A 13,620-nucleotide genomic window follows, 5' to 3' on the forward strand; every position below is an offset into this window, starting at 1 on the left:
CAATGTTCGGGATCCGAGACCGTCACGCAGGACTGGCCGTTCTGCTCGCCGCAGCGATGGCACTGGCCGGGTGCGGGTCATCGGGCGGGTCGTCCAGCGCAGGCTCGGCCTCCGGCTCGGCCACCCCGTCCAAGGACGTCACCATCGTCACCCACGACTCCTGGGCGATGAGCAAGAACGTCGTCGCCGAGTTCACCAAGAAGACCGGCTACCGGCCCAAGTTCGTCTCCCAGGGGGACGCCGGCGCCGTCGTCAACCAGATGATCCTCACCAAGGACTCCCCGCTCGGCGACGCCGTCTTCGGCATCGACAACACCTTCTCCGGACGCGCCATCCAGGCCGGCGTGCTGGACCCCTACAGCTCCGCCGCGCTGCCCGCCTCGGCCAAGGACGCCGCCCGGGACACCGACGGCAAGCTCACCCCGATCGATCGCGGCGATGTCTGCATCAACGCCGACGACGGCTGGTTCTCCGCCAAGAAGCTGGCGGTCCCCACCACCCTCGACGATCTCGCCAAGCCCCAGTACAAGAACCTGCTGGTGGTCTCCAGCCCGGCCACCTCCTCCCCGGGAATGGCCTTCCTGGCAGCCACCGTCGGCGCCAAGGGTGAGAACGGCTGGAAGGGCTACTGGACCAGCCTCAAGAACAACGGCGTCAAGGTCGACAAGGGCTGGCAGGACGCCTACAACGTCGACTTCAGCGCCGGCCAGGGCAAGGGCAGGTACCCGCTCGTGCTGTCCTACTCGACCTCCCCGGCCGACACCGTGAGCAAGGACGGGAAGACCACCGCCACCTCCGCCCTGCTCAACACCTGCTTCCGCCAGACCGAGTACGCCGGGGTCATCCACGGCGCCAAGAACCCCGCCGGGGCGAAGGCCTTCGTCGACTTCCTGCTCTCCAAGGACGCCCAGGCCGACATCCCCGGGCAGATGTACATGTACCCGATCGACTCCTCGGTGGCGCTGCCCGCCGAGTGGAAGAAGTTCGCCCCGTTGTCCCCCAAGCCGTTCACCGTCGACCCGAAGACGCTGTCGGTCAACCGGAACACCTGGATCAAGGAGTGGACCGAGACGGTTCAGGGGTGAGGTCCTACCGGACGTCCCAGTGGGTGTGGCGCGCCTGCTGGCTGGTCGCCGGCCTGCTGGCCGTCGGCTTCCTGGCGGTCTTCTTCGCCGCCCCGGCGATCCACCTCATCGTGAAGGGGTTCATCGATGAGGAGGGCCACCCCACCCTCGCGGTGATGGCCCAGACCTTCCAGTCCTCGCGGACCTGGCGGATCATCCGGTTCACCCTGGGACAGGCGAGCCTGGGCACCCTGCTCTGCCTGGTGCTCGGCCTGTTCGGCGCCCACCTGCTCTACCGGGTGAGCTGGCCCGGACGCACCCTCGTCCGGGCCCTGGTCTCGGTGCCCTTCGTGCTGCCGACCGTGGTGGTCGGCGTCGCCTTCCGGACCCTGCTGGCCTCCAACGGCCGGCTCGGGTTCCTCGGCCTGGACGGGTCCTGGCAGGCCATCACCGCCGCCCTGGTGTTCTTCAACTACTCCGTGGTGGTGCGCACGGTGGGGTCCACCTGGGCCCAGCTCGACCCGCGCCGGGCCGACGCCGCCCGGGCTCTGGGGGCCGGTCCGCTGCGGGTCTGGCGGACCGTCACCCTGCCGGCCCTGGCGCCGGCGATCGCCTCGGCCGCCTCGGTGGTCTTCCTGTTCTGCGCCTCGGCCTTCGGCATCGTCCAGGTGCTCGGCGGTACCCAGTACTCCACCCTGGAGACCGAGATCTACACCCAGACCGTCGAGTTCCTCGACCTTCCCACCGCCTCCTCGCTGGCGGTGGTCCAGCTGACGGTCACCGGGCTGTGCCTGTTCCTGTCGGGTCGGGCCCAGCGCCGTCTGCAACGGTCCCTGGGCAGCGCCTCGCCGGGACCGCTGCGATTCCGGGGACGTCGCGACGGGCTGCCGGTGGTCGTCACCGCCGTCGTCCTGGTCGTCCTGCTGCTCGCCCCCGTGCTCACCCTGGTGGAGCGGTCCTTCCAGCGCGACGGCGTCTGGTCGATCGCCAACTACCGGGCGCTGATGTCGGCCGGGGACAGCTCCGGGATGGTCATCAGCGTCTGGCAGACCCTCATCAACTCCCTCACCACCGCGGTCTGGGCGACCCTGCTGGCGGTCGGACTGGGCGCGGTGGTGGCCCTGCTGCTGTCGCGGCGTCCCACCGGCCGGTGGGGACGGGCCGGGCTGTCGATCGGCGATGCGGCCTTCATGCTTCCCCTGGGGGTCTCCGCGGTGACCGTCGGATTCGGGTTCCTCATCACCCTGGACCGGCCGCCGCTGGACCTGCGCACCTCCCCGGTGCTGGTGCCGATCGCCCAGGCGATGGTGGCGATCCCACTGGTCACCCGGGTGCTGCTGCCGCCGTTGCGCGGGATCGATCCGCGTCAGCAGGAGGCGGCCGCGGCGCTGGGGGCGCCGCCGTGGCGGGTGCTGGGAACCATCGACCTGCCGGTGCTGGCGCGCGGCCTGGGGCTGGCGATCGGGTTCGCCTTCTCCACCTCGCTGGGGGAGTTCGGGGCGACCTCCTTCCTGTCGCGCCCCGATCGGATGACCCTGCCGGTGGCCATCGGCAGGCTGATCTCGCGGCCCGGCGCCGAGAACTACGGGATGGCGATGGCCGCCTCGGTGCTGCTGGCGGGGATGACGGTGGTCGTGATGGGGATCGCGGAGAGACTTCGACCACCGGAGGTGACGTCGTGGTAGGCGAGCAGGTGACGGATGAGGGTCTGGATGAGGGTTCGGAGGACCGCGTGGTGGACAAGGGTGCTGCAGGGCTGTCGGTGAGAGACCTGACGGTCCGCTACGAGCAGGGCGCCCAGCCCGCGGTGGACGACGTCAGTCTCGACGTTGCGCCGGGCCGGGTGGTCGCCCTGCTGGGCGCCTCCGGGTCGGGCAAGTCCTCCCTGCTGAGGGCGGTCGCCGGCCTGGTGCGGCCCGAGCGGGGGACCGTGCTGTGGGACGGCGAGGACGTCACCAGGGTGCCCGTCCACCGTCGCGGCTTCGGGCTGATGTTCCAGGACGGCCAGCTGTTCCCGCACCGGGACGTCGCCGGAAATGTCGGCTATGCCCTCAACCGGATGCCGCGGGGACGACGTCGCGCCCGGGTGGGGGAGCTCCTCGAGCTGGTCGGGCTCCAGGGGTACCAGAACCGGCCGGTCCAGGAGATCTCCGGCGGCCAGGCGCAGCGGGTCGCGCTGGCCCGGGCGCTGGCGGCCCAACCTCGGCTGCTGCTGCTCGACGAACCGCTGTCCAGCCTCGACAAGGCGCTGAGGTCCCGGCTGGCCTCCGACATCCGGGATCTGGTGCAGCGCACCGGGACGACCACAGTCCACGTCACCCACGACCAGGACGAGGCCTTCGCGGTGGCCGACCTGGTCGGGGTGATGGAGGCCGGGCGACTCGTCCAGCTCGACACCCCGGCCCGGCTGTGGGGCCACCCGGCCGACGCCGGTGTGGTGGAACTGCTCGGCCAGGGGCCGGTGGTCGCCCCCGAGCAGATGGCGGCCTGGTTCGGGGTGCGGGTCGAGGGGCCGGTGGCACTGCCGGTCGGGTCGCTGGTGGTGGAGGAGGCCCGGGAGTCCAGTGGTCGCGCTCCCGGGGCCGGTGGGATCAGCGCGGAAGTGGTCTCCTCGCGGTTCGTGAGGGGTCGCACCGAGGTGGAGGTGAAGCTGCCCGACGGGCGTCTTGCGGCGGCGGTCGTCGGTGGTGGTGCCCTCGGCAGAGAGCCCGGCGAGACGGTGGGTCTCGGCGTGGACGCCTCGGCTCTCGTGCACCTCCGGCCGGGACACTGACTGCCGGCTGCGGCGTCGACCCCGGTAGCCTGCCGCCCATAACGTGCATCGTGGTGCTTCCGACGCAGTTGGTCACCCGGTACCAGGTGGTCGACCGGGAGCTGGTCGGTGCACCGGCCGATGTGGTGGACACCCCCTCGCATCTGAACGCACTGGAACGCGACATCGCCCTCCACGGGATTCTCGTGCCCCTGGATCTGGCCTTCAACGAGGAGTTCGCCACCCTGGACGGCCATCACCGTCTGGCGGTGGCCCGGCGGTTCGGCCTGGCGACGGTTCCGGTCGCGCTGCGGCGTCTGACGCTGACGCCGCGCCCGTGGTGGGCCCAGACCATGGATCCGCAGGACTTCACCGTTCTGGACGCAGAGTGGTCGAGGGCCCATCGGATGATGGGCCCTCGACCACTCGACAGCTAGCCGATCAGCCAGCCTCGGGCGTCACCAGACGGGACTGTCGCTGGGACTTCTCTCCCCAGCGCACCGTCAGCAGCGCGACGATGGCGATGATCGGGCAGATGGCGATGACGAGCATCGTCGACTTGATGCCGATCGCGGCCAGCACGACCGGGAAGAAGAACAGGCCGATGGCCGATCCGACGCGACCCATGGTCTCCGACCAGCCCGTGCCGATGCCGCGGATCTCGGTGGGGTAGACGACGGCGGCCAGCGTCTTGGACAGCGGGCCTGGTCCGAAGGAGCTTCCGGCGAGCAGGAAGGCGACCAGGAAGACCGGGAGCAGGGACGGGTCCTGTCCGCCGTGGACTCCGATGAGACCCATCCACACCAGGCAGACCAGCACGATCGCATAGCCCACCAGGCCCAGCCTGCGCAGGCCGAGTCGCGAGGTGAGCCGCACCCCGAGCAGGCCGGCGAGCATGGCGAGGCCCTGGGCGCAGATCGTGGCGACGATTGTGGAGACCATGTCCTTGCCGAACACCATCGCGGCGATGACCGGGATGTAGAAGCCCACACCGTAGTACTGGAGCTGCTGAGCGAAGGCGCAGATCGACACCAGCACCGTCTTCGCCCGCTGCTTCTGGCCGAAGAGCTCCCTGACCCCGTGCTTCTGCTCCTCTTCCATCGTGTCATCGCTGCCGTCGGGCTCGACGATGACATTGAGGTCGTAGGTCTTGCCCAGCACGCCGGCGGCCTGTTCGAGAGTCTGATGCCTGGCCGACCACTGGGGTGATTCCTCGGAGTACTTCAGCCGCAGCACCAGGGCGACGACGGCGATGACTGCCCCGAATCCGACCGTGAACCGCCAGATGTGCGAGGTGACCGCGTTGATCGCGAACGGCAGCGCGATGCTGACGCCAAGAATGTTGGAGAATGAGGCCAACGGCTGCCAGAAGTTGATGAACTTCGCATTGGTCTCCTTGGTCAGCAGTTCGGCCATGAAGGAGAAGGCCACCGGCATGTCCAGACCGATTGCGATACCAAGAATTACGCGGAAGAACAGAACCATCCAGAAATTCACCGACAGGCAGATCCCGATCGGTGCGACCGTCAGCAGCACGGCGCAGATGATGAACAGTTTGTACCGTCCGGTGCGGTCGGCGATGATGCCGCCGGCCAGGGCGCTGGCGAGCGCTCCGAGTGCGGTCGCCGAGGTGATGAATCCGATCTGGGTCGCGGTCAGGCCGAGGTCCTGCGTCATCGAGCTGACGCCGATGCTCAGGCTCCCCAGGTCATAGGCGTCGGCGAGGACCGAGGTCATCGCGATCGCGAACAGAATTCCGACCCGAGGGGTGTTCCTGGGATTGTCCTCGAGGTATCTGAGGATATCGCGACGACTGTGGATGACGACCGTCTCGGAGGGTGCTTCTGGTGCAACTGCTGTTGTCATGTTCATGCCGCTCTTCCTTAAGGGCACGCAGGATATCGGGGGATCGTCACTGACCCTGACCGATCTTCATTCGATATTAAGTTCTGGTTGGTATGGGTGTCTTGTCAATTTATGGATGCCACTTGGGTCAGGCCCGGACATCAACGTGCGGGATGGTGTTCTCCGGTGCTCCCGGGGCCGGTCAGTACCCGGCCCCGGGATCTGGTTCTGTGTGCTGGCGCGCCCCGACGGTTCGCGACGGCGTCGTCTTCTCAGTCGGTGAGTTCCCGGCCCGGGTAGGAGGGCATGGTGCACACCGGGTGCTCGTAGGCGCGGATCTCGTAGACCCCGGCCGACGGATCTCCGTTGGTCTTCAGGGCGACCAGGCGCAGGCGGTCGGTCGTCACCGGGCTGTCGAAGGTGTGGACGACCCGGGTGGAGGTGTTGTCCTGGACACGGGCGAGGGTGTGCCAGCCATCGGCCTGCGCCGCCTGGATCTCGTACTCGCGCAGTGTCTGTGGGTCCCGGAAGAAGGGCGGATAGGCGTGGTACTCCCGCAGCAGATGGCCGGGGAAGGTCACCTGCACCTGGCGCACGGTCCGGGGCGCATCCCAGTCGAGCTGGATCCAGGCGGGCAGCGGCTCGGCCGGGTCCGAGCGCCACTCGTTGGTCGACCGGTGCGGCCGGGCCACCCCGGAGATCACCTCGCCGGGCTCGTAGCCGCGCTGGGCCGGGCTGACCCGGAAGGACAGCGTCTGGCCGGAGCCGAACCGGCGGTAGTGCCCGGGGCGGTCCTCGTAGGTGGCGATCTGACCCGGGAGCACCGCCGGGGAGATGTGCCACTCGACGTCGGGGGAGGCCTCCAGGTCGATCCGGATGTAGCTGGACCCCTCTGCCGCGGCCGCCGGGAGCGCGACATCCCAGTCCACCCAGGTGGGACCGCCGACGGGCACCGTCAGTTCGGTGGTGGCCAGTGGCTCACCCGGGTTGGACTGGTAGTCCCAGATGTCGGTGACGGGGTACAGCCGTGCGGTGAGGGTGACAGGGGCGTCGCCGTGGTTGGACAGGGCCAGCCCGATGGTGTCCAGCGGCTGTCCGGCACCGCGGATGATCCACTGGGCGGTGCGCCTCTCCAGCCGGCCGGTGGCCGGGAACAGCGGGTAGTCACGCCAGTACTCGACGCCACCCAGATGGCTCTGCGAGGACGGTCCGACCCCTCTGACCAGGTCCGACGAGCTCGCCGTGATCGTGGCGGAGCGGGCCAGGTCGGACGGGTCTGCGTTGCCGACGTGCACCAGGAAGGCGCCGTCGCGCAGCAGGGTCTGCTGCACGTCCGCCACATTGGCCATGGCGGCGTCGGCGACATTGGGGGCGGCGTGGTTGAGAGCGGCGGCGACGCCGACGGCCTGTCCCATCGAGGCACAGGTGCCGATGACCCGGGTCGCCGACAGTGCGGCGTGGGTGGCCGACATGTCGCGGCCCGCGAAGAACAGGTTGCTCAGCGCGCGTGAGGTCAGTGACGACAGCGGGATGGAGAACGGTCCGACGTACTTGGATCCCATCGACGCCGCGTGCGGATTGGTCCACTGGTTCGCGGTGGTGGGCTCGGCGACGTCCTTGAGGAGGCCGCCGATGGTGTGCAGGTCCATGTACCAGCCGCCGAAGGCCACCTCGTCCTCGTAGGCCGGGTTCTCCACGAGGTCCTGCTCGCGCAGGATGTGCCGTCCCTCGAGTCGACGCGACTCGCGCTTGCCGGGGATCTGACCGACCCAGTCCAGGGCCAGCGTGGCGGCGCGGGGGGACCAGTAGGGATCGCGGTTCTTGAGATAGTCCCAGATTCCCAGCACGTGTCGGGTCAGTTCGTGACGCAGCGTCTCGTTGTCGTAAAGGGTGTCCCACGGCGCACCGAGCTCGATCCACCAGTACCCGCACTCCAGGTGGGGCACCTTGCGGCCGCCCTTGAGGAAGAACCGCTCGTCGTCGTACCTGACGGCCCAGTCGGGAGCGTGGAACTCGGTGGGCGCACCGGTGTCGACCGTCTTGAAGCAGAGGGTCGAGCCCATCGTGTCGGAGGTCGCCTCGTCCGGGGCGTAGACCTCGCCGAACTCGCTGCCCGCCTCCATGCCCTGGCGACCGGGGTTGCCGGCGAGCTCGCCCAGTGTGCCGTCGCCGGTGCAGTCGATGAAGACGTCGGCGGAGATGTCATGGATGAGTTCCGCCCCCCAGGTCCGTGCCGTGATCCTGGTGATGCGGCCATCCACCACGGTCGCGTCCTCGACCCCGGTGTTGAGCTGGAGTGTGAGGTTCTCGGTACGAGTAGCCATGTCGTAGAGGACCATGTCCCACACCGAGTTTGTCCAGCCGTCCTCCCAGATCCGGGCATGGTTGACGACCCGGTCCTGGATCAGGGCCTCGGAGATCACGCCGGTCTCGCGGGCGTATCCGTGGAAGGCGGCGGCGCCGTGCGGCGTGACGCGCACCTCGGAGGAGGAGTTGCCTCCCAGCACTGGACGGTCCTGGATAAGGACGGTCCTGGCCCCGTGGCGGGCGGAGGCGATTGCCGCGGACACGCCTGCCATCCCACCGCCGGCGACCACCACGTCAAAGTGTTCTGAATCTGTGCGCATAGCCCTCTCTCCATCCCGACGACATGGTGACCTCGACAACGGGGTCCACGGCGCTTCGTTGACGCCATTCCACGACATCGTGGTTCTCTTCCACCCCAGGGTGGACCGGTCCACCTTTGTGGACCGGTCCACACACTACGCATGGGGAAATTTGAGGTCAATAGCCTGAGGCTATGAACTTCGAGGAATCGATGTGGACCGCACGATGAGCTTCGGCTGCACCCGGATCTGCCGTCCGGCGGCGTCGCCCAAGTGTGCATCAAGGAGAGTGGCGGCCGCGGTGGCGCCGATCTGCTGATTGTCGGGATCCATCGTTGTGAGCTGTGTCAGGTGGTAGCTCGCGACGGGTGCGTTACCGTAGCCGACCACTGCCACATCGGATCCCGCCTCCCCGATTGCTGCGAGGACACCCACAGCAGCCGGGTCGCCGGCTGTCGTGATGGCGGTGGGAGGGGTGTCGGAGGCGAGGAGCTCGCGGGCGCACCGGTAGCCTGCATCTTCCTCGAAGTCTCCCTGGATGATGGTGGATCGCGTGGCGAGTCCATGTCTGGACATGGACTCGCGGAATGCGTCGGCCCGAGCCTCGCCGACCTTCCCTATGCCGGCGATGTGCGCAATGTCCTGGTGGTCAAGTGCCACCAGATGGGTGATGACGGCGTCCATTCCCGCCCTGTCATCGGTGACCACCTCGGCAGCCACGGGCAGTGCGACATCTCGTGAACCCGCCACGACGATCGGGATCTGCGTGGCCAGGGTTTCCAGCGAGCGCATGTCCGGAACCGCTCCGACCACCAGGAGGCTCGCCGGCCGCAGGTCGTGGAGGAACGCCACCTGGGCCTTCTCCAGCTGGCGGTCGGCGCCGGGTTCGCTGAGGCTGGCCATGGACAACAGGACGTCGTGTCCGGCCGCTCTGAGTCGCCGGTAGGCGCCGGCGACGATGGGTGCGAGTGCCGGGGAGTAGAGATCGGCTATCACGACTCCGATGAACCCGCCATTGGGGCCGTTGAGCGCCCGCGCCGACCAGCTCGGTCGGTATCCCAGATCGTCAGCGGTGCTCATGATGCGCTTGAGGCTTTCCGAACCCACCCGATCCGGGTCGATGAAGGCACGAGACACGAGCGACTTGGACACCCCCGCCGCGGCCGCCACGTCCCTGATCGTGGGCCGCCTGCCACGCCCCTGCTCGCCACCAGTCATGTCCTCAGACTAACGATCCGTCGCACGGAAGTGGACACGCGCCACTTCTGGTGGGCGCCTGTGCGGGTGGGCAGTCGCGCGACCAGAAGCAGTCCTGGGCAGATCACACCCGCTTGGCGAGAGCCTCTCCCACCTCCTCGTCAATCTTGGTCCAGTACTCGATCATGTGGGTCTTCACGGGCTCGACCACATCGGTACCGACGATCTGGCCCTCGAGGGTGTCGACGAGGTCGGCGCGGTCCTGGTCGCTGAAGACGTCATGGACCAGCGAGTGCGCCTGGCCGAAGTCGTCGTCCTCGGCGTGCAGCCGGGCCGCCGAGCGCACCAGATCGCCATCATTCTCCCAGGAGTCATCGGCTGTGCCGCTGTCCTCGGCCCACGGCCGACCGTAGGAGTTCGGGGCGTACACCGGGGCATTCCCGGAGTGCTCCACGCGCATGTGCCCGTCGAAGGTGTAGGTGTTCGTCGGAATGATCGGACGGTTCACCTCGAGCTGTTCGAAGTTCGGTCCGATGCGGGTCCGGGCCGCGTCGTTGTAGGCGAACACCCGACCGAGCAGCATCTTGTCCGGTGAGAATCCGGTGCCGGGAACGGTGTTGGACGGAGAGACGGCCATCTGCTCGATCTGACCGAAGAAATTGTCCGGATTGCGATTGAGCTGGAACTTCCCGACCTCGATCAGCGGGTAGTCGCTGTGGGGCCACACCTTGGTGAGGTCGAAGGGATTGAAGCGATATCCGGCGGCATCCTCGTAGGGCATGATCTGCACCTTGAAGGTCCAGCTCGGATAGTTCCCCTCCGCGATCGCGCTGAAGAGGTCCTCGCGGTGGTACTCGGCATTCTTGCCGGCCAGCTGCATGGCCTCGGCATTCGACATGTTCTCGACGCCCTGGTCGGTGATGAAGTGGTACTTCACCCAGAACAGCTTGCCCTGTGCATTGATCCACGAGTAGGTGTGCGAGGAGTACCCGTTCATGTGCCGCCAGTCGCGCGGGAGGCCTCGCGGCCCCATCAGATACGACACCTGATGAGCCGACTCGGGAGACAACGTCCAGAAGTCCCACTGCATGTTGGGGGAGCGCAGCCCGCTGTCGGGCAGGCGCTTCTGGGACCGGATGAAGTGCGGGAACTTCATGGGATCGCGTACGAAGAAGATCGGTGTGTTGTTGCCGACCATGTCGAAGTTGCCCTGCTGGGTGTAGAACTTCAGCGCGAATCCGCGGACATCGCGCCAGGTGTCGGGAGAGCCCTGCTCGCCGGCCACGGTGCTGAATCGTGCGGCCATTGGCGTGTGACGGCCCGGCTGCAGGAAATCGGCCTTGGTGTAGGCGCTGACATCGCCGGTGATCTCGAGCTCGCCGAATGCCCCGGAACCCTTGGCGTGCGGGCTGCGCTCGGGAACTCGCTCGCGATTGAAGTGCGCGAGAGTCTCGACCAGATGGACGTCATGAAGGACGACCGGACCGTCCGTGCCGACGGTGAGCGAGTGCTCCTCGCTGACCGCCGGGGCACCGTTCTCGTTGGTCGGCGGGTTCTTCGGATCGATGGCCATTGTGAACTCCTCTCATTCTTCCCCAGCCCCGGATGAGTCGGGGTACTGCGTGGCCTCATCGGCTCACGCCAGCCGACGCATACGTGGCGTCCGGCTGTTTCGCCCATGCTTTCACGGGAGTCAAACGACTCGCAGCCGAAGTCGCAATCCCACCGGCGCAGGGCCCCAGTGCCACTTGCGGTACCGCAGCGGACGCACTGCCTCGGTGCTGCCTGCCATCACAGGCTCAGCGTTGAGTCCTTCTTGTGGACCAGACCGTCGGCGAGCAGGCTCGACAGGCACTTCTCGGCCTGGTGGCGTACCGGCCAGGCGGCCAGCGCCACCTCGACCTCGACGCCCCGTTCGGCATTGCGCACCAGATCCAGAATCACCCCGCGGCACTGCCGGTCGGTGCCCTTCCACGCCTGACCGCGCCGGACCGGGGCGCCGGTCATGGGCCTGCCGGCGGCCAGCCACCGGCAGTGGTCGGCCACCGGGCACCGGTCGCACAGCGGCGTCCGGGCGGTGCACACCAGCGCCCCCAGCTCCATCGAGGAGACCGCCCAGCGGGCCGCCTGGGCGTCGGAGTCGGGCAGCCAGCGGGACGCCAGCTCCCGATCGGCCCGGCTGGTCGACGAGCCGCAGTTGGCGACCCCGGTCTCGATGCGCGCCAGCACCCGTCTCACATTGGTGTCCAGCACCGCCGCCCGGCCCCCGAAGGCGAAGGAGACCACCGCCGCGGCGGTGTACTCCCCGACTCCCGGCAGGGCGAGAAGCGCCTGGTGGTCCGAGGGCACCACCCCGCCCAACTGACCGGCGATCGCAGTGGCACAGGCGTGCAGACGCAGCGCCCGGCGGGGATATCCCAGGCGCCCCCAGGCGGCCACCGCGGCGCCCGGGGCCTCCTCGGCCAGATCGTCGGGGGTGGGCCACCGGTCCATCCACTCGGTCCACGGCCCCACCACCCGCGACATCGGAGTCTGCTGGCTCATCACCTCGCTCACCAGCACCCCCCACGGGGTGGTTCCGGGACGACGCCAGGGCAGGTCGCGGCCGTGCTCGCCGAACCAGACCGAACAGGCCGCCCGCACCGCCTCCCGCTCGGACACGGTGAATGGCTCGGGACGGTTCGACCCGTCCGGCACAGCGTCCTCGGTCACTCAGCCGATCACCTTCGCGGCGGCCCGGCAGGCGCCCGGCAGCGCCTCGGAGAAGACCTCGAGGGCCTGGTCATCATGGGCATCGGAGAGGAACCAGGCCTCGAAGCAGCTGGGCGGAAGGTTGACCCCGGCGTCCAGCATGGCGTGGAAGAAGGCCGTGTAGGCCTCGGCGTTCTGCGTCTTCGCCTGCCGGTAGTCGGCCACCCCGTCGCGCGCCGGCGTCGATCCCAGGAACATGCTGAACAGGTTCGAGGCGTTGTTGATGACGAAGGGCACCCCGGCGCGCTCCAGCTGCTCGGCGAGCACCTGGCGCCACTGGTCGGAGCGGTCGTCCAGACGCTGGTAGACGTCGTCGGTGGCCAGCTGCAGGGTGCGCAGCCCGGCGATGGTGGCCAGCGGGTTACCCGAGAGGGTGCCCGCCTGGTACACCGGCCCGGTCGGCGCCAGCAGGTCCATCACCTCGGCCCGCCCTCCCAGGGCCGCCAGCGGCATCCCGCCGCCCACCACCTTGCCGAAGGTGAACAGGTCGGGCTCAAACCGCTCCCCGTTCTGCTGCTGGAACCCCCAGAATCCCGACGGTCCGCACCGGAAGCCGGTGAGCACCTCGTCGATGATCATCAGGGCGCCGTGCTCGGCGGTTATCCGCCGGATCGCCGCATTGAACCCGGGACGGGGCGGCACCACTCCCATGTTCGCGGCCGAGGCCTCCACGATCACCCCGGCGATCTGGTCGCCGCGGGCCGCGAAGGCCTCCTCCAGGGCGGCCTCGTCGTTGTAGGGCAGCACCAGGGTGGACGCCGTGACCCCGGCCGGGACGCCGGCCGAACCGGGCATCCCCGCGGTTGCCACTCCCGACCCGGCCTCGGCCAGCAGACCGTCGGAGTGGCCGTGGTAGTTGCCGGCGAACTTGATGATGAGGTCGCGCCCGGTGGCCCCGCGGATCAGCCGGATCGCGGTCATGGTGGCCTCGGTGCCGGTCGAGACGAAGCGGATCTTCTGGGCCAGCGGCACCCGGGAGTGGACCTCCTCGGCCAGCTCGGTCTCGGTGGCGGTCGGAGCCCCGAAGGACAGCCCGCGGGAGGCGGCGTCCTGGACGGCGGCGATCACCTGCGGATGGGCGTGACCCATCAGGGAGGGACCCCAGGTGCACACCAGGTCGAGGTAGCGGGTCCCCTCGGCGTCCCACAGCCACGGACCGGAGGCCCGCTGGATGAACCGCGGCACCCCGCCCACACTGCCGTAGGCGCGCACCGGCGAGTCGACCCCGCCGGGGATGACCGATCTCGCCTCGTCGAAGAGTTCAGCGTTACTGCTCACAGTGGTCCCTTCCCGGGGCTCCGGGCCCCAGATATTGCTCAGACGGAGATGATTCGACAGACAGGCTCAGACAGGGATGGTTCGACCGGGATGCCCCGGACACAGATGCCCTGGACGAACCGGCGAC

10 protein-coding genes and 1 pseudogene are annotated in these 13,620 nt (G+C 68.5%); 4 read left to right on the top strand and 7 right to left on the bottom strand.

Features of this window, described 5'->3' with window-relative positions; all coding sequences use genetic code 11:
* Positions 1-2: 2 nt before the first annotated feature.
* From FEZ32_RS06715 to FEZ32_RS06730, 4 genes are read left to right on the top strand one after another with little or no spacing between them, the layout of a single operon-like run.
* Positions 3-1,085 (top strand): thiamine ABC transporter substrate-binding protein, encoded by a 1,083-nt coding sequence (locus tag FEZ32_RS06715; protein ID WP_138680277.1) that lies wholly within the window; start codon positions 3-5, stop codon positions 1,083-1,085.
* Positions 1,082-2,749, top strand: a complete 1,668-nt coding sequence (locus FEZ32_RS06720) for an ABC transporter permease (RefSeq protein ID WP_244937819.1) — start codon at positions 1,082-1,084, stop codon at positions 2,747-2,749. Before FEZ32_RS06715 ends, FEZ32_RS06720 begins: the two co-directional genes overlap by 4 nt.
* 8 nt (positions 2,750-2,757) lie before the next feature.
* Complete coding sequence (locus FEZ32_RS06725; protein WP_244937820.1) at positions 2,758-3,837, top strand: ABC transporter ATP-binding protein; 1,080 nt, start codon at positions 2,758-2,760, stop codon at positions 3,835-3,837.
* A 50-nt stretch (positions 3,838-3,887) separates the two neighbouring features.
* Positions 3,888-4,253, top strand: a complete 366-nt coding sequence (locus FEZ32_RS06730) for a ParB N-terminal domain-containing protein (protein WP_175415750.1) — start codon at positions 3,888-3,890, stop codon at positions 4,251-4,253.
* 4 nt (positions 4,254-4,257) lie between these two features.
* On the opposite strand, the gene FEZ32_RS06735 is transcribed toward FEZ32_RS06730, so the two are convergent.
* The 7 genes and pseudogenes from FEZ32_RS06735 to hemL all read right to left on the bottom strand — a co-directional run bounded on the left by FEZ32_RS06735 (position 4,258) and on the right by hemL (position 13,493).
* Positions 4,258-5,688, bottom strand: a complete 1,431-nt coding sequence (locus FEZ32_RS06735; RefSeq protein WP_138680278.1) for an MFS transporter — start codon at positions 5,686-5,688, stop codon at positions 4,258-4,260.
* 245 nt (positions 5,689-5,933) lie between these two features.
* Entirely contained in the window at positions 5,934-8,231 is a 2,298-nt protein-coding gene (locus tag FEZ32_RS06740; protein WP_217496590.1) for an FAD-dependent oxidoreductase, read from the bottom strand.
* A gap of 228 nt (positions 8,232-8,459) precedes the next feature.
* A complete protein-coding gene (locus FEZ32_RS06745; protein ID WP_232020916.1) occupies positions 8,460-9,347 on the bottom strand; it encodes a LacI family DNA-binding transcriptional regulator in 888 nt (295 codons plus the stop codon).
* A 24-nt stretch (positions 9,348-9,371) separates the two neighbouring features.
* Positions 9,372-9,485 (bottom strand): annotated as a pseudogene (locus FEZ32_RS14200) (LacI family DNA-binding transcriptional regulator); the annotation flags it as partial.
* A 103-nt stretch (positions 9,486-9,588) separates the two neighbouring features.
* A complete protein-coding gene (locus FEZ32_RS06750) occupies positions 9,589-11,037 on the bottom strand; it encodes a catalase (protein WP_138680280.1) in 1,449 nt (482 codons plus the stop codon).
* A gap of 218 nt (positions 11,038-11,255) precedes the next feature.
* Positions 11,256-12,026, bottom strand: a complete 771-nt coding sequence (locus FEZ32_RS06755) for an HhH-GPD family protein (protein ID WP_138680885.1) — start codon at positions 12,024-12,026, stop codon at positions 11,256-11,258.
* Between the two features lie 150 nt (positions 12,027-12,176).
* Positions 12,177-13,493 carry a glutamate-1-semialdehyde 2,1-aminomutase gene (gene hemL, locus FEZ32_RS06760; RefSeq protein WP_138680281.1) on the bottom strand — a complete coding sequence of 439 codons (1,317 nt, stop codon included), beginning with the start codon at positions 13,491-13,493 and terminating at the stop codon, positions 12,177-12,179.
* Positions 13,494-13,620: the final 127 nt, after the last annotated feature.

Source organism: Acidipropionibacterium jensenii, from assembly GCF_005890135.1.
GTDB lineage: Bacteria > Actinomycetota > Actinomycetes > Propionibacteriales > Propionibacteriaceae > Acidipropionibacterium > Acidipropionibacterium jensenii.

Bases quoted from the DNA above. Each gene is read 5' to 3' on its own strand.
- FEZ32_RS06735 (WP_138680278.1), bottom strand. From the start codon at position 5,688: ATGAACATGACAACAGCAGTTGCACCAGAAGCACCCTCCGAGACGGTC.
- FEZ32_RS06715 (WP_138680277.1), top strand. From the start codon at position 3: ATGTTCGGGATCCGAGACCGTCACGCAGGACTGGCCGTTCTGCTCGCC.
- FEZ32_RS06745 (WP_232020916.1), bottom strand. From the start codon at position 9,347: ATGAGCACCGCTGACGATCTGGGATACCGACCGAGCTGGTCGGCGCGG.
- FEZ32_RS06750 (WP_138680280.1), bottom strand. From the start codon at position 11,037: ATGGCCATCGATCCGAAGAACCCGCCGACCAACGAGAACGGTGCCCCG.